The sequence below is a fragment of the Parabacteroides gordonii MS-1 = DSM 23371 genome, assembly GCF_000969825.1.
In the GTDB taxonomy this organism is placed as follows: Bacteria; Bacteroidota; Bacteroidia; order Bacteroidales; family Tannerellaceae; genus Parabacteroides; species Parabacteroides gordonii.
This window is the reverse complement of record NZ_KQ033919.1, coordinates 1,218,520-1,239,652: the sequence shown is the minus strand read 5'-3', so window position 1 is coordinate 1,239,652 and position 21,133 is coordinate 1,218,520. Positions and strand designations below refer to the sequence as shown.

General features: G+C 42.8%; 22 protein-coding genes. 13 read left to right on the top strand and 9 right to left on the bottom strand.

Going from position 1 to position 21,133, the window contains the following annotated elements:
• The first annotated feature begins 22 nt into the window (after positions 1-22).
• The 10 genes from rplO (at position 23) to rplQ (ending at position 6,016) form a co-directional block, all read left to right on the top strand.
• Positions 23-469: a 50S ribosomal protein L15 gene (rplO, locus tag HMPREF1536_RS05055; protein ID WP_028730667.1), complete on the top strand. Its 447-nt coding sequence runs from the start codon at positions 23-25 to the stop codon at positions 467-469.
• A 3-nt stretch (positions 470-472) separates the two neighbouring features.
• Entirely contained in the window at positions 473-1,813 is a 1,341-nt protein-coding gene (secY, locus tag HMPREF1536_RS05050; RefSeq protein ID WP_028730668.1) for a preprotein translocase subunit SecY, read from the top strand.
• A 4-nt stretch (positions 1,814-1,817) separates the two neighbouring features.
• Positions 1,818-2,603, top strand: coding sequence for a type I methionyl aminopeptidase (gene map, locus HMPREF1536_RS05045; protein WP_028730669.1), 786 nt, complete (start codon positions 1,818-1,820; stop codon positions 2,601-2,603).
• 10 nt (positions 2,604-2,613) lie between these two features.
• Positions 2,614-2,832, top strand: coding sequence for a translation initiation factor IF-1 (gene infA, locus HMPREF1536_RS05040; protein ID WP_028730670.1), 219 nt, complete (start codon positions 2,614-2,616; stop codon positions 2,830-2,832).
• Between the two features lie 12 nt (positions 2,833-2,844).
• The gene (gene ykgO / locus HMPREF1536_RS27000; RefSeq protein ID WP_005645768.1) at positions 2,845-2,961 is read left to right on the top strand and encodes a type B 50S ribosomal protein L36; all 117 of its coding nucleotides are present in this window, start codon (positions 2,845-2,847) and stop codon (positions 2,959-2,961) included.
• Between the two features lie 36 nt (positions 2,962-2,997).
• Complete coding sequence (gene rpsM / locus HMPREF1536_RS05035; protein WP_009859527.1) at positions 2,998-3,378, top strand: 30S ribosomal protein S13; 381 nt, start codon at positions 2,998-3,000, stop codon at positions 3,376-3,378.
• Between the two features lie 11 nt (positions 3,379-3,389).
• Entirely contained in the window at positions 3,390-3,779 is a 390-nt protein-coding gene (rpsK, locus tag HMPREF1536_RS05030) for a 30S ribosomal protein S11 (RefSeq protein WP_005634781.1), read from the top strand.
• Between the two features lie 123 nt (positions 3,780-3,902).
• Complete coding sequence (gene rpsD / locus HMPREF1536_RS05025; RefSeq protein WP_028730671.1) at positions 3,903-4,508, top strand: 30S ribosomal protein S4; 606 nt, start codon at positions 3,903-3,905, stop codon at positions 4,506-4,508.
• Between the two features lie 12 nt (positions 4,509-4,520).
• Positions 4,521-5,513 (top strand): DNA-directed RNA polymerase subunit alpha, encoded by a 993-nt coding sequence (locus HMPREF1536_RS05020; RefSeq protein ID WP_028730672.1) that lies wholly within the window; start codon positions 4,521-4,523, stop codon positions 5,511-5,513.
• Positions 5,514-5,521: 8 nt separating this feature from the next.
• Positions 5,522-6,016, top strand: a complete 495-nt coding sequence (gene rplQ / locus HMPREF1536_RS05015; RefSeq protein WP_028730673.1) for a 50S ribosomal protein L17 — start codon at positions 5,522-5,524, stop codon at positions 6,014-6,016.
• A 78-nt stretch (positions 6,017-6,094) separates the two neighbouring features.
• Here the strand turns inward: rplQ and HMPREF1536_RS05010 are convergent, their stop codons facing one another.
• The 7 genes from HMPREF1536_RS05010 to HMPREF1536_RS04980 all read right to left on the bottom strand — a co-directional run bounded on the left by HMPREF1536_RS05010 (position 6,095) and on the right by HMPREF1536_RS04980 (position 12,129).
• Positions 6,095-7,675 carry a tetratricopeptide repeat protein gene (locus HMPREF1536_RS05010; protein WP_028730674.1) on the bottom strand — a complete coding sequence of 527 codons (1,581 nt, stop codon included), beginning with the start codon at positions 7,673-7,675 and terminating at the stop codon, positions 6,095-6,097.
• Between the two features lie 21 nt (positions 7,676-7,696).
• Positions 7,697-8,629, bottom strand: a complete 933-nt coding sequence (locus tag HMPREF1536_RS05005) for a PstS family phosphate ABC transporter substrate-binding protein (protein WP_028730675.1) — start codon at positions 8,627-8,629, stop codon at positions 7,697-7,699.
• Positions 8,630-8,675: 46 nt separating this feature from the next.
• Positions 8,676-9,500 (bottom strand): energy transducer TonB, encoded by an 825-nt coding sequence (locus HMPREF1536_RS05000; protein ID WP_028730676.1) that lies wholly within the window; start codon positions 9,498-9,500, stop codon positions 8,676-8,678.
• 5 nt (positions 9,501-9,505) lie between these two features.
• Positions 9,506-10,168, bottom strand: a complete 663-nt coding sequence (locus HMPREF1536_RS04995) for an ExbD/TolR family protein (RefSeq protein ID WP_028730677.1) — start codon at positions 10,166-10,168, stop codon at positions 9,506-9,508.
• A 12-nt stretch (positions 10,169-10,180) separates the two neighbouring features.
• Complete coding sequence (locus HMPREF1536_RS04990) at positions 10,181-10,789, bottom strand: ExbD/TolR family protein (RefSeq protein WP_028730678.1); 609 nt, start codon at positions 10,787-10,789, stop codon at positions 10,181-10,183.
• Positions 10,790-10,794: 5 nt separating this feature from the next.
• The gene (locus HMPREF1536_RS04985) at positions 10,795-11,604 is read right to left on the bottom strand and encodes a MotA/TolQ/ExbB proton channel family protein (protein WP_044193834.1); all 810 of its coding nucleotides are present in this window, start codon (positions 11,602-11,604) and stop codon (positions 10,795-10,797) included.
• Positions 11,605-11,730: 126 nt separating this feature from the next.
• On the bottom strand, positions 11,731-12,129 hold the full coding sequence (locus HMPREF1536_RS04980) for a hypothetical protein (RefSeq protein ID WP_028730680.1): 399 nt from the start codon (positions 12,127-12,129) through the stop codon (positions 11,731-11,733).
• Between the two features lie 235 nt (positions 12,130-12,364).
• Here HMPREF1536_RS04980 and eno point away from each other — a divergent pair, with 235 nt between their 5' ends.
• Together eno and HMPREF1536_RS04970 are read left to right on the top strand one after the other, a co-directional pair.
• The gene (gene eno, locus HMPREF1536_RS04975; RefSeq protein WP_028730681.1) at positions 12,365-13,651 is read left to right on the top strand and encodes a phosphopyruvate hydratase; all 1,287 of its coding nucleotides are present in this window, start codon (positions 12,365-12,367) and stop codon (positions 13,649-13,651) included.
• Positions 13,652-14,124: 473 nt separating this feature from the next.
• Complete coding sequence (locus HMPREF1536_RS04970) at positions 14,125-15,075, top strand: Rpn family recombination-promoting nuclease/putative transposase (protein ID WP_044193837.1); 951 nt, start codon at positions 14,125-14,127, stop codon at positions 15,073-15,075.
• A 130-nt stretch (positions 15,076-15,205) separates the two neighbouring features.
• On the opposite strand, the gene HMPREF1536_RS04965 is transcribed toward HMPREF1536_RS04970, so the two are convergent.
• Entirely contained in the window at positions 15,206-16,057 is an 852-nt protein-coding gene (locus HMPREF1536_RS04965) for an Rpn family recombination-promoting nuclease/putative transposase (protein ID WP_046151781.1), read from the bottom strand.
• 647 nt (positions 16,058-16,704) lie between these two features.
• On the opposite strand from HMPREF1536_RS04965, the gene HMPREF1536_RS04960 reads away from it, so the two are divergent.
• Positions 16,705-19,992, top strand: coding sequence for a hypothetical protein (locus HMPREF1536_RS04960; RefSeq protein ID WP_028730684.1), 3,288 nt, complete (start codon positions 16,705-16,707; stop codon positions 19,990-19,992).
• 82 nt (positions 19,993-20,074) lie between these two features.
• Here the strand turns inward: HMPREF1536_RS04960 and HMPREF1536_RS04955 are convergent, their stop codons facing one another.
• Positions 20,075-21,103 (bottom strand): pyridoxal phosphate-dependent aminotransferase, encoded by a 1,029-nt coding sequence (locus HMPREF1536_RS04955; protein ID WP_028730685.1) that lies wholly within the window; start codon positions 21,101-21,103, stop codon positions 20,075-20,077.
• Positions 21,104-21,133 lie beyond the last annotated feature (30 nt).

The following is a 21,133-nucleotide window of genomic DNA, read 5'->3' as shown; positions in this document are numbered from 1 at the left end:
TTGAAAAAATAAATTATACGATATGAATTTATCAAATTTAAAACCTGCTGAAGGTTCTACTAAGACCAGAAAAAGAATCGGCCGTGGTCCGGGTTCAGGATTAGGTGGAACTTCAACAAGAGGTCATAAAGGAGCAAAGTCAAGATCTGGTTATTCAAAAAAGATCGGATTTGAAGGTGGTCAGATGCCTATTCAGAGACGTTTGCCTAAATTTGGTTTCAAGAATATTAACCGTGTAGAATATAAAGCTATCAATCTCGCAACATTACAGTTAATGGCTGAAGCTCAGAACTTAACTAAGATTGGTGTAAACGAATTGATCGAAGCTGGTTTTATTTCTACATCTCAAATGGTTAAAATTCTTGGTAATGGTAGCCTGACTGTTAAGTTAGAAGTTGAAGCTCACGCTTTCTCTAAGAGTGCAGAAGCAGCTATCCAAGCCGCAGGTGGAACTGTTGTTAAACTCTAAGTCATGAGAGCAGTTGAAACAATAAAAAATATCTGGAAGATTGAGGATCTGAGAAATCGGATCCTCACCACTCTTTTATTGGTGGCTATATATCGCTTCGGAACGTATGTAGTACTTCCTGGTATTGATCCTCAAGCGTTAACCGCTTTACAGGCGCAGACAAGAGGCGGATTGCTTGCACTGTTGGATATGTTTTCAGGTGGTGCATTTTCCAATGCTTCTATTTTTGCATTGGGTATTATGCCTTATATCTCCGCTTCAATTGTTATGCAGTTGTTAGCCATTGCAGTTCCTTCTTTCCAGAAATTACAGAGAGAAGGGGAAAGTGGTCGTAGAAAGATCAACCAATGGACTCGCTACCTGACAGTAGCTATCCTGTTATTCCAGGGACCGACATACCTTGTGAACTTAAGTGTTCAGTTGAAGGCAGCCGGTGCAGCTTTACCTCCGGGTATCTGGTTTACAGTTTCTTCTACTATTATTCTGGCTGCAGGAAGTATGTTTATCTTATGGCTAGGTGAAAGAATTACAGATAAAGGTGTTGGAAATGGTATTTCATTTATCATTTTGATTGGTATCATAGCCCGTCTGCCGCATTCATTGTTCCAGGAATTTATTTCAAGAACAAGTGAAAAAACTGGTGGTCTGGTTATGTTCTTGTTTGAAATGCTGTTCCTTTTACTTGTTATTGCCGGTGCTATTTTATTGGTTCAGGGAACTCGTAAAGTACCCGTACAGTATGCAAAAAGAATTATAGGTAACAAACAGTATGGCGGTGCAAGACAGTATATCCCTCTGAAGGTGAATGCTGCCAACGTAATGCCTATCATCTTTGCTCAGGCAATCATGTTTATACCTATTTCTATTGTAGGATTCTCTAGCACAGGTGATCAGAGTGGTTTTTGGGCTGCATTTATGGATAATACCGGTTTCTGGTATAACTTCGTTTTTGCGGTATTGATTATCCTCTTTACTTATTTCTATACAGCTATCACGATCAATCCGACGCAGATGGCTGATGATTTGAAGAGAAACAATGGATTTATTCCGGGTGTTAAGCCAGGAAAAAGTACCAAAGACTATCTGGATACAATCATGGACCGTATTACTCTTCCGGGTGCATTCTTCCTGGCATTAGTAGCTATTATGCCTGCTTTTGCAAGAATCGCTGGTGTGAGTATGGAGTTCTCTCAGTTCTTTGGAGGAACATCTTTGTTGATTTTGGTTGGTGTAGTGTTAGATACATTGCAGCAAGTTGAAAGTCATTTGTTGATGCGTCATTATGACGGTTTGTTGAAGTCAGGAAGAATTAAAGGACGTTCAGGCTCTGTAGCCGCTTATTAATAGAATGATCTATTTAAAGACAGATGAAGAAATCGAGTTGATGCGTGCTGCCAATCAATTGGTTGGTAAGACACTGGGAGAGTTGGCAAAGCACATCGCTCCCGGAGTAACAACTCTTCAACTCGATAAGATTGCTGAAGAATTCATTAGAGATAATGGAGCAGTTCCTGCCTTTTTGGGGTATGGTGGTTTTCCTAATTCAATATGTGCTTCTGTAAATGAACATGTAGTACATGGTATTCCTTCCTCGAATACAATTCTTCAGGAAGGTGATGTCATATCAGTTGACTGCGGAACGATATTGAACGGTTTTGTCGGAGATTCTGCTTATACATTTTGTGTAGGTGAAGTCGCACCGGAAGTAAAGAAATTGTTGAAGACAACAAAAGAATCTCTTTACCTGGGTATCGAGCAAGCTGTGGAAGGAAAACGCATAGGGGATATCAGTCATGCTGTACAAAAGTATTGTGAGTCGAACGGTTATTCTGTAGTCAGAGAGCTGGTAGGACACGGTATCGGTCGTAAAATGCATGAAGAACCGGAAGTCCCGAATTATGGCAGATATGGTTGCGGACCTTTATTGCGTAGTGGAATGTGCATCTGCATTGAACCTATGATCAATATGGGAAGCAAAAATGTAGTTTTTGAAAAAGATGGTTGGACCGTACGGACCAAAGATAGAAAATGCTCTGCTCACTTTGAACACTGTATCGCTATCAGACCTGATGGACCACAAATCTTGTCTTCATTTAAGTTTTTAGAAGAAGTCCTAGGAAGTAACGCAATTTAATTTGATTTATATGGCTAAACAAGCAGCTATTGAACAAGATGGAGTAATTATTGAAGCATTGTCAAACGCAATGTTTCGTGTAGAATTAGAGAACGGGCATGAGCTTACTGCTCACATTTCAGGAAAGATGCGTATGCATTACATTAAAATCCTTCCTGGTGATAAGGTAAGAGTTGAAATGTCTCCGTATGATTTATCGAAAGGTAGAATTGCTTTTAGATATAAATAAAAATAACTAGATATGAAAGTAAGAGCATCTTTAAAGAAGCGTACCCCGGAATGTAAAATTGTAAGAAGAAAGGGACGCTTATACGTAATTAACAAGAAAAATCCTAAGTATAAACAACGTCAGGGATAATTTATTATTTTTGCAAAATAATTATTAGTAAGTAATATGGCTATAAGAATAGTTGGTGTAGACTTGCCACAAAATAAAAGAGGAGAAATCGCTTTGACTTATATCTACGGTATCGGTCGGAGTGCTTCAAAATCTATTTTAGAGAAAGCAGGCGTTGATCGTGATATCAAAGTAAAAGACTGGACTGATGACCAGGCTGCAAAAGTACGTGAAGTCATTGGCGCTGAGTACAAGGTAGAAGGTGATCTTCGTTCAGAAGTTCAGCTTAACATTAAACGTCTGATGGATATCGGATGTTACAGAGGTGTTCGTCACCGTATTGGCTTGCCATTGAGAGGCCAGAGCACAAAAAACAATGCTCGTACTCGTAAGGGTAAGAAGAAAACTGTTGCAAATAAGAAAAAAGCTACTAAATAATAAGAGTTGATATGGCAAAAAAAACAGTCGCAGCAAAGAAGAGAAACGTAAAAGTTGACGCTTACGGTCAAGCTCATATTCATTCTTCTTTTAATAACATTATTGTGTCTCTTGCCAATAGCGAAGGTCAAGTTATTAGTTGGTCTTCTGCAGGTAAGATGGGATTCAGAAGTTCTAAAAAGAACACTCCGTATGCCGCTCAGATGGCAGCACAAGATTGTGCTAAGGTAGCTTATGATCTTGGTTTGAGAAAAGTAAAAGTATTCGTAAAAGGACCGGGTAACGGACGTGAGTCTGCTATCAGAACTATCCACGGTGCTGGAATTGAAGTAACAGAGATCGTTGACGTTACTCCACTGCCTCACAATGGTTGTCGTCCTCCGAAAAAGAGAAGAGTATAATTAACTATAGTTTCTTGAACATTGAATCCGGAATTGTGAATAGATTGCATAAAGACCTTATCCTCTCTGTAATCGCGGCTGCACGGTTCCAGATTCAGACAGAAAAATTAAAACAATAAAAAAATGGCAAGATATACTGGACCAAAAACAAGAATTGCCCGTAAGTTTGGTGAAGCCATATTCGGACCGGATAAAGTTCTTTCTAAAAAGAATTATCCTCCCGGACAACATGGAAACGCCAGAAAGAGAAAAACTTCTGAGTACGGAATTCAGCTTCGCGAGAAGCAAAAAGCGAAATACACTTATGGTGTATTGGAAAAACAATTTAGAAACCTGTTTGAAAAAGCACAGCGTTCAAAAGGTATTACCGGTGAAGTTCTGCTTCAGTTGCTGGAAGGCCGTCTGGACAATGTAGTATACCGTCTGGGTATGGCTCCTACAAGAGCTGCTGCTCGTCAGTTGGTTTCTCACCGTCACATTACTGTAGATGGTAAGGTTGTAAATATTCCTTCTTACTCTTTGAAACCCGGTCAGATCGTTGGTGTTAGAGAAAAATCCAAGTCTCTGGAAGTGATTGCTGATGCATTGTCAGGATTCAACCACAGCAAATATCCTTGGATTGAGTGGGATCAGTCTTCTTTAAGCGGAAAATTACTGCATCTGCCGGAAAGAACTGACATTCCTGAAAACATTAAAGAGCAGTTGATCGTAGAATTGTATTCTAAATAATAATTGATTTCCATGGCGATATTAGCATTTCAAAAACCCGATAAAGTATTAATGTTGGAAGCGGACAATTTCTTCGGAAAGTTTGAATTTCGTCCGTTGGAACCCGGCTATGGTATTACTATAGGTAATGCTCTGCGTCGTATTCTCCTGTCGTCGCTTGAAGGTTTTGCTATTACATCCATTAAGATCGAAGGTGTTGACCATGAATTTGGAACAATCCCCGGTGTTATTGAAGATGTAACAAACATTATCTTGAACTTGAAACAGGTACGGTTCAAGCATATTGTAGACGACATAGAGAATGAAAAAGTAAGTATTACTGTTTCGGGTTCGGAAGTGTTCAAAGCCGGTGATATAGGTAAACAGCTGACCGGATTCGAAGTATTGAATCCTGACCTGGTTATTTGCCGTTTGGATCCGAACGCTAGTTTCCAGATTGAATTAACGATAAATAAAGGACGCGGATATGTACCCGCTGACGAAAACAGAGATCCGAACGCAGACGTTCACGTTATTGCTATCGACTCTATTTACACTCCTATACGCAACGTTAAATATTCGATCGAGAACTTCCGTGTTGAGCAAAAGACGGACTACGAAAAGTTGGTTCTTGAAATAGCCACAGATGGTTCTATTCATCCGAAGGAAGCGTTGAAAGAAGCTGCTAAGATTCTGATTCACCATTTTATGTTGTTTTCAGATGAAAAGATTGCGATCGAGACAGTTGATACTGACGGCAATGAAGAATTCGATGAAGAAGTACTTCACATGCGCCAGTTGCTTAAGAGCAAGTTAGCAGATATGGATCTTTCCGTTCGTGCATTGAATTGCTTGAAAGCCGCAGATGTTGAAACATTAGGTGAACTGGTTAAGTTCAACAAAAATGATTTGTTGAAATTCCGTAACTTCGGTAAGAAGTCGCTCACTGAACTTGATGAACTGCTTGAAAGCTTGAACCTTTCATTCGGTATGGATATCACGAAATATAAATTAGATAAAGAGTAAGTAAAGCGATGAGACATAATAAAAAATTCAATCATTTAGGTCGTACGAATACTCACCGTGAAGCAATGCTGTCTAATATGGCTTCTTCTTTGATCAAGCATAAGAGAATCTTTACGACAACAGCAAAAGCGAAAGCGCTTCGTAAGTTTGTTGAACCTCTGATCACAAAGTGCAAAGAGGATACAACTCACTCAAGACGTATCGTATTCAGTACATTACAGGATAAAAATGCTGTAACAGAACTTTTCAAGGAAGTAGCTCAGAAGATCGGTGATCGTCCGGGTGGTTATACCAGAATCATCAAGACTGGTAACCGTTTAGGTGACAACGCTGCAATGTGCTTCATTGAATTAGTTGACTATAACGAAAACATGTTGAAAGATACAACAGCTAAGAAAGCTACGAAAACAAGACGTTCTCGTAAGAAATCTACAGCTGCTGAAACTGCTCCGGTTGCTGAAGCACCTGTTGCAGAAACAACAGAAGAAAAAGCTGCAGAATAATATCTGTAACTTATATATAATAAAAACGGCTGGCATATTTATGTCGGCCGTTTTTATTTGCATGAGTTCGAGATCTATTTATTTGATATTCTTCAAAGCTTCCTGTGCCGTCGCATTGGCAGGATCTATTGAAAGGATCTTATTCCAATATAATTTTGAACTATCCATATCCTGCTTAAGGTAGTAGTAATAACCCAGATAGCGATAACATTCCGTTAATTCATTGCGATATTTGTCTTTATTATTTTCCAGGATAGGAATACACGTCTCATAGTAGGGTTTAGCCAACCCTTGTTCTGTTTCCGGATCCAGTTGGGACTGTGTACGTGCCTGCCATAAACTTCCTAAATGGCTATCCGGTACACGTTCTTTTACGATGGCGAACAAACTATCTGCTTTTGTCAGGTAACCGGTAGCCGCCAGGCTATCTTTGGCTGCAGCAGAATAATAGTATTTACCCAGTTGGTAATAATCGGCTGCTTCGGATTCCTTGCCAAGTGACTCTATATATAATGTATAGGCGTTGATGGCATCCGAATCGTTTTCACTGTTACTGTACACCTCTGCCAAGTCTTTATACACTTCCGTATGGGACGGATTTTCTTTAATCACTTTCTGTAATGCCTCTGCCGCTTTATCATATTGCCGGGCTTTGTTGAGTAAGCGGCCGTAGTATAGATAATCCTGCCATATATATTTGGCATCTGGATCATTGAAGAAGGTGTTGATTTCTTCGAGTCCTTTCTCGTATGCATTTGTCTCATAGCTATTATAGATGCTCAGACGTTTCAGCAGGAAGTTGTCTGGATCGATAGCCTGGCCTTCGTTAATGACTTTGGCGGCTTCCGCATATTGCTTGTTGAAGAAGAGGGCAGAGGCGTAATGGATCAGGTTGTCGATAGAGTAGAGACCACCCACCATATACGTTTTATAGGCTGCTACTGCCTTGGAATATGCACCCTGCAATGAATAGATATTGCCGAGTTGATTGTAAGCAGGGAGATAGTCGGGATAATTGGTAATGACTTTCTGAAGCATTTCTATCGATAATGCAGGCTGAACACCCTGATAGACATTTGCATATTTGAGATAAGCCTCTTTACAGGAAGGGTCGAAATGGATCGCCTGTTCATATCGGCCGGCCGCGTCCCCCGGTTTATCTTGACTGATCAACAGGTCGCCTTCATACAGGTAAATGGCCGGATCGTTGATGTTATACTTCTTTGCATTATCGAGCGCATTCTGAGCTTCCGGTTTCATCCCGTTGGTGGAATACGCTTTAGCGATGGCTACATAAACCGGTACGTCCTTTTTATTTATTTTGATTGCCGTATCAAACGCTTTTTGGGCGGCCGGCTTATCCGTTTTAAGTAATACTTTACCTTCGCCTACTTTATTATAAGCGTAGTCGGAAGAAGCACTCCACCCTTTTTGATAGTAGGCAAGTGCATCTGACGTTTTACCGGCATCAAAGGCTATTTCTCCCAGATAATAGAACGCTTCGGCTTGTTCGGCAGGGGAAGCGTTTAGCTGTTTGTTGAAAAGCTGGCTTGCGATGGTCGGCTCACCTGCTTTGTAGTAAGCAATACCTTGTTGGTTATCAGCGTGGATAGCTATGGCTATCAGGCTTAAAGCGAGTATATATAAATTCTTTATCATGATTGTAGATGTTTATAGGGTTTATAATTGATCTCTTACATTCACTAACCGGACAGGCTGTGTAGCGGGGAGGATGCCGGATTTGAGAATGATCCGTTGTCCCCGGTCGCTGGTGATAAAGGTAGTAAAGCCGGAAGCCAGTCCCATGCGCGGTTCTGATAAGATCAGGTAAACGGATCTTGTCATCGGATACTCCTTTAAGGCAATGTACGCCTGATAAGGTTTGAAACTATTCGTTGCCGTTGCATTTTTATAACGGCTGACCGCCATTACTTTTATGTTGTCAGCAAAGCTCATACAGGTTGAGTCAAGCGGATTACTGATCCAGTTCACTCCGATAATGCCCAGGGCACCGGGTGACTGGGCGACATAATTCATAACCTGCCGGTTACCTTCCATAGCATGAAGATTTCCGGCAAACGGTTCACCGCCACAGATTGAATCGATCGCATAACGGACAATCCCCGAATTCGGATTATCGAATACTACTTCTATCTTTCCTGATTTATTATTACCGGAAAGCTCTTTCCAATCCTTCACCTTTCCGGTCAGTATCTCTTTTATGGAAGGAATACCGATCAGAGAGTCCGTATTTTGTTTGTTGACGATTAAAGCTATTGCGTCAGTTGCAATATTGATACTCTTAGGGAATAGCTTTTTGGCGTTCATGTATTCAGTCTCTTCGCGGGTTAGCGGACGTGAAGTGATTGCCAACCGTGTACTGTCATGCAGCAGGCGGTTGATCGTTTCGGTCTCACCGGAGAAGAAAGGAACAATACCCGCTTCCTTGTAAAGACTTTCAAACACAGCAATCTCTTCCTCAATGATCGGGGCAAAGCAACCATCCGAAGCGATTGCAATTACACCGCTCGTAGGCGTATCGTCCGGTGAATTGGTTTTCCTACTGTTGCAGGAAGCCAGCAGAAAGGACATGCCGAGGTATATCACAATCATGGATATACCCCAAACAATCCTACTATTTATACACTTTACCTCCATATTATTGTAATCTGAAGCGTACCGGAACCGTGAAGTAGACCGGTACAGGTTTACCATTCTGCTTTCCCGGAACCCATTGCGGAAGAGACTTAATTACCCGTATAGCCTCTTTGTCGCAAGAAGGATCCAGTTGCCTCAATACTTCTACCTTAGTGACTTCACCTGTCGGACTGACCACAAAGCGAAGCGTTACAGTTCCCTGAACCCCGTTTTCTGCTGCAATTACCGGGTATTTCAGGTGAGTACTGATAAACTTCAACAAAGCTTCATTTCCACCGGGGAATTGCGGCATCTGTTCGACAGCAATGTAAGGAGTCGTTTCCTCCTCGATCACTTCCTTATTATCTTTCAGATCGGCAATGTCGATAGCATCCGCACTATCCGAACCCTTGACATCCGCCACTGAAATAGACAGCTTGGACGTAGTCAGTTCTTCCTGTGTCTTGATCTCCTCCTCGTCCCTTACATCCTTGTCCGCTTTGATGACAGGCGGTGTAAACTTGATCGTACTTTTCAATACAGGGGGCGGCGGAGCCTCGATCGTACGGATTTGATTTTCTTCCGGCACCTTCGTTTCCATTTGCAGGTTGGAAAGCGTAGTCACTTCCAGCACCTGTTCTTTGGTATGCTGCGGAATGACGGATTTGATTAGAACCGGAATGATCATTACCAGGGCAGCCCCGACAGCAACGATGATCAGGGCACGTATATGCCTGCGGGAAGAATTCTTACGTAACTCATAAGCTCCGTATTCTTTGTTCTTTCCCTTAAAGATCAAATCAGTCCATTCCGGTGAGTTCAGATTTATATTATTAATATTAATCATGATCGTCATTTTTTATTCGCCTGGGCGATCTCCTTGGATAGTTCACCCCCGCTTTTTAGATTATCAACCAGAAACTTATCTCCGTCGGTGATGTCGACAATCGCATACTTGCCTATGTTGCAGATCTGCATTTCATCGAGTGCATCCACCAGGTCTTTGTAGGAAGCATCGTCGGTAGCCTTGATCAGTACGACCGGCGCATCCTTGCCGCCTTTTATTTCCGTGGCCTGCTTTTTAAACTCATCTTCGGAAATCTCTTTATTCAGCTTTTTCACTTTCAGTTCCGTGATCTTCTGCACGGCATCGGAGTTACGTTCCAATAGGATGTTGCGTAATCCGGTGGGAGAGAAGTCGGTTGTCTGCAATGATTCGACATGCTCGTAATCCGGTTCGCCGAAATAGTAATACACCTTGCTGTCTTCACCCAATATGAGGGTGATCGCTTTGGATGCTTTTACCTTCGTCTGTTCGGCTTCCGTTACATGGTCTTTCGACGGCATGCTGATCTCCATCGTCTGCGGCTTGCTGAGCGAAGTACAGAGCATAAAGAAAGTAATCAGCAACATGTTCATATCCACCATCGGAGTAAAGTCCACACGGATATTCACCTTTTTCTGCTTGCCTTTCTTGCCGTCGCCTTTACCTTTATCTGTATTTACTTCTGCCATAACGTTAGTTGTTTAGGCATTGTCAGGAACGTTTTTGAGTGTGGTGATCAGGTTATACCTGTTCTCCCTCAAGTCCTGCAATGTGTTCATAATGTTCTTGATCTTCGGATAAGGAGTCTGCTGATCGGCTTTAATGGCAATCACCAGGTCGCGGTTTACTTCGCGGGCATGTTGAACCCACGCTTTAAACTGGTTGTTGGTGCTGTCGGCCGGGATTCCGTAGTTCTGTATTAAACGATCTTGTTCGGAACCCGGCAGGTTCAGAAACTCCTGCATGTTCTGGATAGGAACACCGAAAGAAGGGAGCAGGCTGAAGTTGTATATTTCCTTGTCGGTAAAGTCGATACCATAATCTTTACCCAGCATCTTCAGCACATTCGCCTTGTCTTCCTGTTTATCCAGGCTCATAAATACTTTCCCGTCCGGGTCTACCAGGATTGAAAGAATATTTGTTTCCGGTATCTTGATTTCGGAAACAGAAGCCGGGGTAGTTACCATAACCGGTTCTTTCTGAATAAAGGTAGATGTCAGCATAAAGAAAGTAAGCAGCAACACTGTCACGTCACTCATTGCCGTCATGTCAATGAATGTACTCTTGCGTTTTACTATGATCTTCGGCATATGCTTCAGTGTTTAGCGGCGAATGTCTGTACGATAGAGAAACCGATCTCATCAATAGCGTAGGTGATATTATCTATTTTACTGGTGAAATAGTTGTATGAGATGATGGCCATAGCACCGGTTGCGATACCTAAGGCCGTATTAACCAGCGCTTCCGATATACCGGTCGACAGCGCAACAGAGTCGGGTGCTCCTGCATTGGCCAAGGCGGCGAACGAACGGATCATACCTAATACGGTACCCAGCAACCCGAACAAAGTACCTAATGTAGAGATTGTTGCGATAACCGGAAGGTTCTGCTCCATCGTGGGCAGCTCCAACGCAGTACTTTCTTCGATCTCTTTCTGGATAATGACCATCTTTTGTTCCTTCGTCTGATCCGGTCTTTGTTCGACATCTGCATAGCGGGTCAGGGCGGCGTTAACGACGTTGGCTACTGAACCTTGTTGCTCTTTGCAAGCTGTTTTGGCAGCTTCCAGGTTACCTTCTTCCAGATCTTTTTTGATTGTCCGGACAAATCCCATCAACCCCTTTTTCCCTTTGGAACGGCTGATTGCGATGAAACGTTCCACACTCAATGTAATAACGGTCAGTAACAGTGTGATAACGACCGGAACGATATAGCCGCCTTTATAAATCGTACCTGCATAATTGCCTGGAAGCGGATGGTTGTCAGGATTATTATCCATAAAGTTGGATGGATTACCCAGCACAAAATGAAAGAAGCATACGGCCAGGATAAAGCAAACGATAATAACAATACCGGCCGAAACGCCGTTGGATGTTTTTGATATAATTGAATTATTTGTTTTCATAATTTTGATATTATATTGAAGATAAAAACAGAAAATAATGGTTTAAGTGCACAAATAAGAGAATGTGCATCCGGGCTATACCTCTAAAGGTATAACCTGACGATTACAATCATTTTATCTATAATATCAAATAACGAGTTTCCGCAGAACGTAGATCCACTGGTTTCCACATTTACGGAGCGAGGAGTAGTTTATGGTTTGAATAGTAGATAATGTCTCTGATATTTTATATTGCGTAGCTTGCCTTTTCAGTTTCAGGAAGAAAAACTCCTTGTTACTGTTCGACAACTTGAAAAGACGTTCGTAATTGTCGGAAGCCGGTTTCGTACGGGCAGTTATATCGAAAGACTCGAGAGGATTTTTACTTAATTCAAACTTCTTAAGCTCCTTGTTCAGGGAAGAAGCATTTTCATCGTCGGTCTGGTTACATTGCAGGACTATGCTTTCGCTATCAGCATTAAACGCAACCTTCTGACCTGCAAAGATCAAAATGAGCAGTGTTAATATGGATAGAACTTTTTTCATAACCCGACAAATGATACTTTTTATGTTAAAACAGTTTGTTAATATAAAAGGTTGAAACTATTTAAGGAAAAATGTCTACTAATCCGGCACCAAATTTAGATAAAATATTGAATAGAAAAAGAAAGTCCTCTATTTATTCATTGAAAAACTCTATGGCGGTTCGACAACAATCTTTGCGCACTCGTTGTTATATTTGTACTGAGTGAAAAATAATAGAATACTAAATATTTAGGTTATGAAAATTGAAAAAGTAGTAGGTAGAGAGATCCTTGATTCCCGTGGAAACCCGACAGTAGAAGTAGATGTACTTCTTGAATGTGGCGCATTTGGACGTGCAGCCGTTCCTTCCGGTGCTTCAACCGGCGAAAACGAAGCAATCGAACTTCGTGATGGTGACAAAAAGCGTTATGGTGGCAAAGGTGTCCTGAAAGCCGTTGACAATGTAAACAAGATCATTGCTTCTGCCATTATCGGTATGAGTTCGTTGAACCAGCGCGAGATCGACCATAAACTGATCGCCTTGGACGGAACAAAGACGAAATCCAAACTAGGTGCAAACGCCATGCTTGGAGTATCTCTTGCTGTAGCTAAAGCTGCTGCCAACTATCTCGACCAGCCGCTTTACCGTTATATCGGTGGAACAAATGCTTATGTATTGCCTGTTCCGATGATGAATATTATCAACGGAGGTTCGCACTCCGATGCTCCGATCGCATTCCAGGAATTCATGATCCGCCCGGTTGGTGCAAAGAGTTTCCGCGAAGGCTTGCGTATGGGTGCTGAAGTATTCCACGCATTGAAGAAAGTATTGCACGACCGAGGTCTGAGCACTGCTGTTGGCGACGAAGGCGGTTTCGCTCCGGCTCTGAACGGTACGGAAGATGCTTTGGGATCGATCATGGCTGCCATCAAAGCTGCCGGATACGAACCGGGCAAGGACGTAACGATCGCTATGGACTGTGCTGCTTCCGAATTCTATGATAAGAAAGGCATTTATGACTATTCGAAGTTTGAAGGTGCCAACGGTGCTAAACGTACTGCTGCCGAACAGGTTGCTTACCTGTTGGATCTGGTTAACAAATACCCGATCGACTCTATCGAGGACGGTATGGATGAAAACGACTGGGAAGGCTGGAAGCATCTGACAAAGGCGTTAGGTGATCGTGTCCAGCTGGTAGGTGACGACTTGTTCGTAACGAACGTTGAGTTCCTGAAGAAAGGTATTGAAGAAGGTTGTGCCAACTCAATCCTGATTAAAGTAAACCAGATCGGTACATTGACCGAAACATTGGATGCTATCGAGATGGCTCACCGCAACGGATACACCTCTGTTACTTCACACCGTTCGGGTGAAACGGAAGATGCTACAATTGCCGATATCGCTGTTGCAACCAACTCCGGACAGATCAAGACCGGTTCATTAAGCCGTTCGGATCGTATGGCTAAGTACAACCAGTTGCTTCGTATCGAAGAAGAGTTGGGTAATCTGGCTGTTTATGGTTACAAGACATATAAGAAATAAGAAAACTAATAAGGTCTGATTTTGAATGATAAGAGGCCGTTCCTTCGGGGACGGCTTTGTTCTTTCCGGCTCTATGCCGAAAGCTAAGGCGGTAGCATAGGAATGTTAAGGTCTTAGCATAGGACTATTAATCATTTAGCTCTGCTATTTGAAATAAGTAAGGTGTGCTTTACAAATATGTAAGGCTATATATACGAATATGTAAGGCATGCCTTACTATTATGCAAAGTATATTGTACGAATCTATTAGTCAGGAGAAAAATGGTTAGATGTCGGGAGAGAAAAGGGTAGCTTTCCTATGTAACGAGCTTAGTTTGCGAGACCCATCCCATCCGGATGTTCTATTAAGGAATAGCCGGCTCGGTTCCTCAAATATAAAACACTTCTTGCCTGGAAAAAATGTGCCGACTCTACCAGTTCATCCATTAATATATGTATCTTTGTGAATTACGTAACACATAAAACACTTAATTATGAAAAATTTAGATCCAAAAGTCATGGCAGAGAATGAAAGAAAAGAGTTGCAAGACCGGTATATCCGCTTCGATTGGGCCATCAAGCGTTTGTTGCGCCAGAAGGCCAACTTCGATGTGCTTAACGGTTTCCTGACAGTCGTATTGCGGGAAGAGGTTCGTATCCTTGAAATCCTCGAAAGCGAAAGCAACCAGGAAAGTGCCAGCGACAAGTTCAACCGTGTAGACATCAAAGCATTGAACAGCAAAGGCGAGATCATCATCGTCGAAATCCAGAACACCCGCGAAGTACATTATCTCGAACGTATCCTCTATGGCGTGGCCAAAGCTATCACCGAGCATATCTCGCTGGGGGAAGGTTATCAGAAGGTAAAGAAAGTCTACTCCATCAGTATTATTTACTTCGATCTCGGTGTAGGTACGGATTATTTCTACCACGGACAGAATCATTTCACCGGTGTGCATACAGGCGACCGTCTGCGTATCAACATGCGCGACCGTGATGCAGTCATCACCCGCCTGCCTGCTGAGATCTTCCCTGAATACATTCTGATCCGTGTAAACGAGTTCGATAAAGTAGCCACAACGCCTTTGGACGAATGGATCAAATACCTGAAAGACGGCACGATCCGTCCCGATACGACAACACCCGGCCTTCGTGAAGCCCGCGAGAAACTAAAGTATTACTCCATGTCCTCGCAGGAGCGGCATGCTTATGACGAGCACCTGAATGTAATCATGATCCAGAACGATGTTCTCGACACCGCCAAATGGGAAGGCCGGATCGAAGGCCTTGCCGAAGGAAAAGCGGAAGGTCTTACAGAAGGAGAGGCTAAAGGAAAGGCAGAAGCCTTACGTCAGACGGCAGTAAATATGAAACGTATGGGTATAGAGACTACCGGCATTGCAAAATGTACAGGTTTGTCGGTAGAGGAGATAGAGTCGTTATAATCTTACACCGAAAACATTCATTTATAGGAAGAACTGAAACATTTAAATCTGGCAGGAAGTGAAACAAAATCAGCCGGGGTATTATGTATTAATACAACCCGGCTGATTCAATATATTATGCAATCATTAATTACAATTCGTCAATCTCTTTCACCGACAGACAGGTACATTGGGCAATCGTTTCGATATTGACTCCCTGCTTTTTTAATTTAGTAGCAATCAGTCTTTGCTCTTCAGTCTTACCTTTCTCCATTCCTTTTTTCAAACCTTTCTCCTCAGCTTCTTCAACCGCATATTCTATCGTAGCATGCCAGTCACGGTAAATCTTCAGGTTCTCCTCATAGATGGCACGCTCGTGGTCGGTCATCGCATTGAGGTTTGCCACGTCGAGCAAACGTCTGAAAGCATCCTCTTTCTCCTTGAACGGAGACATATCAAATAAATTCATATTCTTCAAGATATAAACCGTGTTTTCGAGAGGTGTCGTGCATTCCTCTTTTGTCAGATTGAACAGGTCGAACGACAGATAGATCTGTTTCAGTTTGACCTCACCAAAAGTTTTACCCGTTGCCTCGTCGGCCAGGACTACGTCCGTACGCCAACTACGAAATTCAGGCAGGCTGAAGTTCAACAGGTAGATACCGTAGACGGGAAGAAGGCTGTATTGCCAGTCCCGTCCGCTCTTTCCCTGACGGGAAATCATTCGGCAAAGGTAATATAATCCGCGGTTAAAGAAATAACGTTGCGGGCAATTCTGCATTTCCAAGACAAATTTTGTCCCGTCCACATCTTCGCAAAGGAGATCGAAGATCACCGTGCGTTGTTCTACTACTTCCGGTTGGATTTCTTTATCGAGATAGGTCAGGTCTTTCACCTGGCGTTCACCCTGAAGGGCGGCATTGATAAAATCAATGGCTACTTGCTTTACCCCGAAGACAGCCTTGAAGCCGGCATCGAGCATGACATTCACGTATCTTTCCATATGTTAATGGTTTAAATGGTCTATTACCCAATAGCGGGTAACGCGACAAATGTAAGTATTATTTTATTATTCCGGTTATCGAAAAGCGTATTTTTGATTCAAAGTTGTCAATAACTGAACATTATGAAGGCGAAATGAAGCCCCTATGAAGGCACTATGAACCCGAAAATGCTCCTGGTTTTATCTTGTATCCGTCTGAATATCAGCTGGGTATTGAATTTGAATGAACGCTGAACCCGCAACGCTCAAAAAAACTTTTTTCTTTTTACTTGTTTTATCCGATAAGACTCCCTACTTTTGCCCTCGTACCCCGGTATAGAGTTATCGGTCAGTACATTTTATTGATTACAAGAGCGTTTAAAGATATTATCCTTCAAATGAAATCTCGACAATTTCAAACCAAGTGGATAATAGCAACTAAAACGCTCACGTACCTTTCCTTGTTATATCTGTTCATAGGCATTGCTGTGTGCAAATGTTTGTATGGATGTACAAGATAAAAGGGCGTGGGTCGTTGTTGTTCGTATCACTTGGTTGGGCAGTCGAGAGCCTCATTTGAAGATACACATATCAACAGCTTCCTGCGCCTCTTTTATTTTTAATCATCCAGTTAGGGGAAGTCCTGGATAAACAAACACTGTATTGATATGAACAGGGTAAATTTACTCTCAACCGACCAGTCATCGTCGGAAGTAAAGATGACAATCACCGGACTCTCGACTCCGTCCGGCAGTACACGAACCAAGGCTGCGAAAGGCCTATTCTCTCACTTTATGTTTTTAGCAAGCTTGTTGTTGATTACGTTGCTAACGTCGGGGAAGGTGTTGGCTACGAATAAAAATGTTACTTTTACCGAAGAGTCTGGCGCAGGCAAGTTGAAAATGACTTCAGGTGGAACAATAACTGCAGAAGCAGGACCTGACAGAACAATCGTCATCGCCCTTACTGAAGGAAGCGACGAGACTCACAAACTACCGGCAGCAGACGGCATTACCATTACTATGAAGGGGGATTTGGATGCAGATGTTAGTGTAACAAATTTCACTTATGAGAATGGAACTATTACACTAGGTAGCGATCTTGCGCTTACAGGTGATGTCACAGTTAAAGCTGAAGCCGTAGCAAAGAGCACGGATGCTAGTTTAAAAAGTTTAACTTACAGTATAGGTGACGGCGATCCTCAACCCATTGAAATTACCTCAGGTTATACGTACGAGGTTCCTTTGAACCAGTTTGTAGCTGCAGGAACAAATATTACTTTAATCCCAACGGTCACAGCTACAGATTTAGCAAAGGTATCAAATAACAATGGTGTTTCTTCTGCAAGTAACAGTCTTTCCGATGTCGCAACATTCACTGTAACACCGGAAAGTGGTGAACCTCAGAACTACACTATCACATTTGTTTCTAAAGACAAGCTGACTAAAGTCAACGATATCACGGTTGAACAGCTGTCAGCCCGTTATACTGAAGCTTCTGCTGTTGTTACTGCTCTTCAGAGTTCAAATGCGAATGCTACTGTTACATCAGCAAAAACAACTGTTACTGAGCTACCCATCACCTGGTCTTATGACGTAGCTGACAATGGAAGTAAGCCGTATAACGCTGCCGGTGGCAAGACGAATAATTTCAAATGGGAACTGGCTTTAGGTGAATTAGTTAATCCAGAATCGGCTGTAGAGATAACCGGAACAGCCGTAGTCAAAAACGAGGCTGCAAAAGCAAGTACTGATTTATCTACATTTACTTATACGGTACCTGGCGGTTCTGAGACAGCTGTTGATGAGCATGACTTAAATAAAACAGAATACAATATAGAACTTTCCTACGAAACTGCTTTGGACGCAGAGATCACTGTTAATGTAGCAAGTACCGACTATGCAACAGCTAAAGTTGGTCAGGAAGATCCGGCTACAGAATTCAAAGTTACTCTTGATGAAGGAACAGGCTCATTAGAACTGATCATCACTGCTGAAGATGGAATACAAACCCGCAATGTCACTATCAACTTCACCGTTGGAGCAAAACCTGCAAGCGAGGATGCTTCTATCTCCGCACTGTCTTATCAGATTGAGGGAAGTGATGCTGTAGATATTAACGCTCCTAAAGAAGCAGAAGCCGGAACCAACGACGTAACCGTTCCTTTCAACACAACATCAGTAAAAGTATCTGTTACCCCGGCCGATAAGACTGCAACAGTGGCTCCGACCGTAGAACAGGCTCCAAGCTCTGTCAATGATCTACCTACAGAAGAAGTAGTAACTCCGACAACATTTGAAGTTCCAATCACAGAAGCAACAACAGAATTTAAGTTTACCATCACTGCTGAAGACGGTATTGCTAAAAAGAACTTTATCATCAAGTTTACCGTTGATGCAGAAAAGATAACAGAAGTAGTAGTTCCCGCCACATACAAACTGCCGGAAGTAGCAGCTGATATAGAAGCAGTCAAACTTCTGCTGGCTGAGATGGAAGGTGTTACTATTAAGACAAACGGTAATACGGATCTGAAACCGGAATGGTCGTATGATACAGCAGATAATGATAATGAGAGTCATACAAAAGGTGCTTTCAATGCTGCCGGAGGTGCAACGAATGTCTTTACCTGGACTATTCAATCAGCTTTGGACGTAATTGACGGCGGAGTAAAAAAGACCGGAAAAACAACTGTAACTAACCTGAGTGTTATAACAGGTGAAACAAAAAAGGTTGATATTTCTGCACAAAACCCAGTCGACAAGATCGGTGACGGTGGAACGACTCCTACAACAATAGAAACTGTAATAGTTGCTGCCGGTACAAGTGCCGAACAACTGACCATTGACAACGCAACCGTTAGTTCTGCATTGACATTGAATGAGTCAATCGGTGAGATTGTATTGAATGAGGCAAAGATTACCGAGGTTGTTTTAGCTGCAAGTAAAGAAACCAAGATCACTTTGCAATCAGGCAATCAGATCGAAAAGATCACCAATGCCGGAACGCTGACATTGCAGAATGCAGAAGCTGCCCCTGCCGTAGCCACTCAGTCAATGGCTATCGGAACACGTGCGGCCCTTGCAAACAATGGTGCTGTTGGTACAGTAGAAAACAACGGAGTATTTACTGACAAGACAGCTACAATCGTTATTGTTGATGGTGATGCCGATCTGTCTATCACTTCCCAACCAACAAGTAAGTCAACAACCGGAAGCGAAGTTACTCTGTCTGTTGGTACTACATCGGTAAAAGGTGATCTTTCTTATCAATGGCAGATGTATTCTGCTAATAGTTGGAGTAATATAAGTAGCAATGGTACTGAGAAAGACCTGAAGATCACCAAGTCTGCGAACGGAACGACACAATATCGTTGCGAGGTGAAGAGTACAAATAAAGGAGAACCTGCAAAGACCACCACTCTTTACACCCAGGCTGCCTCTGTTCAGTTTTACACAAGTACTCCGGATGAGCCGTCAAATCCGTCGACACCTACTTACACCGTATCACTTGATAAGGTAACAGGTGCTACTTTCAGCAAAGGCGAAAAGACAACCGTAGATGCAGGCGATAGCTTCTCTTTCAAAATCACGTTGGATAAAGATTATGACCAGTCGAAACCGGTTGTAACCGTAGACGGCAAAGCCATCACAGCAGATGCCGACGGCAGTTATACAATCAAGAATATTCAGACAGATATTAAGATCGTGGTATCAGGTATCGTTAAGAATACGGCTACCGGCATTGAAGATACCGTTGAAGATGCAGCCCGTGCATGGACTGTCGGTTCTACCTTATATATACATGTACCGGAAACTTCCGACGTATATGTAGTTAGTGGTACCGGAGCTTTGCAGCAACAGCTTCGTGGCGTATCGGGCGACTACAATATGCAGTTGCGTGCCGGTTTCTATATCGTACGTATCGGTGAAGTATCACAAAAGGTGATTATTCGCTAAACGGTATTAATAGGAGTGTATGCAAAAGGGGGACGATTGATATTATCGTCCCCCTTTTTATGCTCGTTGTGTCGGTGTTCTTTTACTGCTGATTGAACCATTCGCGGATGGCATCGATCAGTATCTGGTTTTCGGCTGTCGTTTGGGTAGACAGGCGGATGTATGTTTCATCAAGTCCGCGGAAGTTGGACGCGTCGCGAACCAGGATGCCGTAGTTGTCCCACAAGTATTTTTTCAGTTCGGCAGCTGTCCCTTTTTTCAGACGGACAAGGAAGAATGTTGTGGAAGAAGGGATCACTTCCAGGTTATCGAATTTATTCAACTGGTAGATCAGTTCGGCTGTTTCGCGTTGCCATTTGCGGATGGGCAAAGTGAACTGTGCCGGATGGATCAGGATATATTTGCTCGCTTCCAGTGCTATCGCATTGATAGACCAGGGAATGATATATTTGTTTACCTCGTTTACAATTTCCGGAGAAGCGACAAGATAACCGATACGCAGTCCCGGAATGTTGTACGCTTTGGAAATAGACTGGATAAGGATCAGGTTCGGATGGTTCTTTACGTCCGAAGGTTTCAGCATATCTTCGGTAGTAAAGGCAACATACGCCTGGTCGATGATGAATTTCGTATTGCGGTTGGCTGTGAGCAATCCGAGTATCTCCGTGCGGTGAAGCAGTTTGCCATCCGGGTTGTTCGGGTTGCATATCCAGCAGAAATCCTGTCCTTCCAAAGAAAGCTCCGAGAGATCGTCGGAAGTGGAGAAGAAGCTGATTTCGTGTTCATGCAGGCGGCAGGCGTCTTCATATTCGGAGAAGGACGGAACAGCGATCATCGATTTGGCCCCTCTCCATGCCTGGGCGATCAGATAGAAAGCGGTAATGGAACCGTTGGTTACTACTACGTTCTCTTCTTTTATTTCGTATCGACGGGCGAGTAACCGTTTGAGTGAAGCGGCATCCGGTTCCGGATAACGTGTCAGTTTATTGAATTGCTCGTTGAGATGTACCTGGAGCTTTTCAAGGTTGGCGCCGTGCCATACATTGGAGCTGAAGTTTATCTTTACTTCGTTCTGTGAGTTGTAAAAGTCGTCACCGTGTCCGAATAGCATACTTTATTTGTTTTTAGTAATTAATGTTGT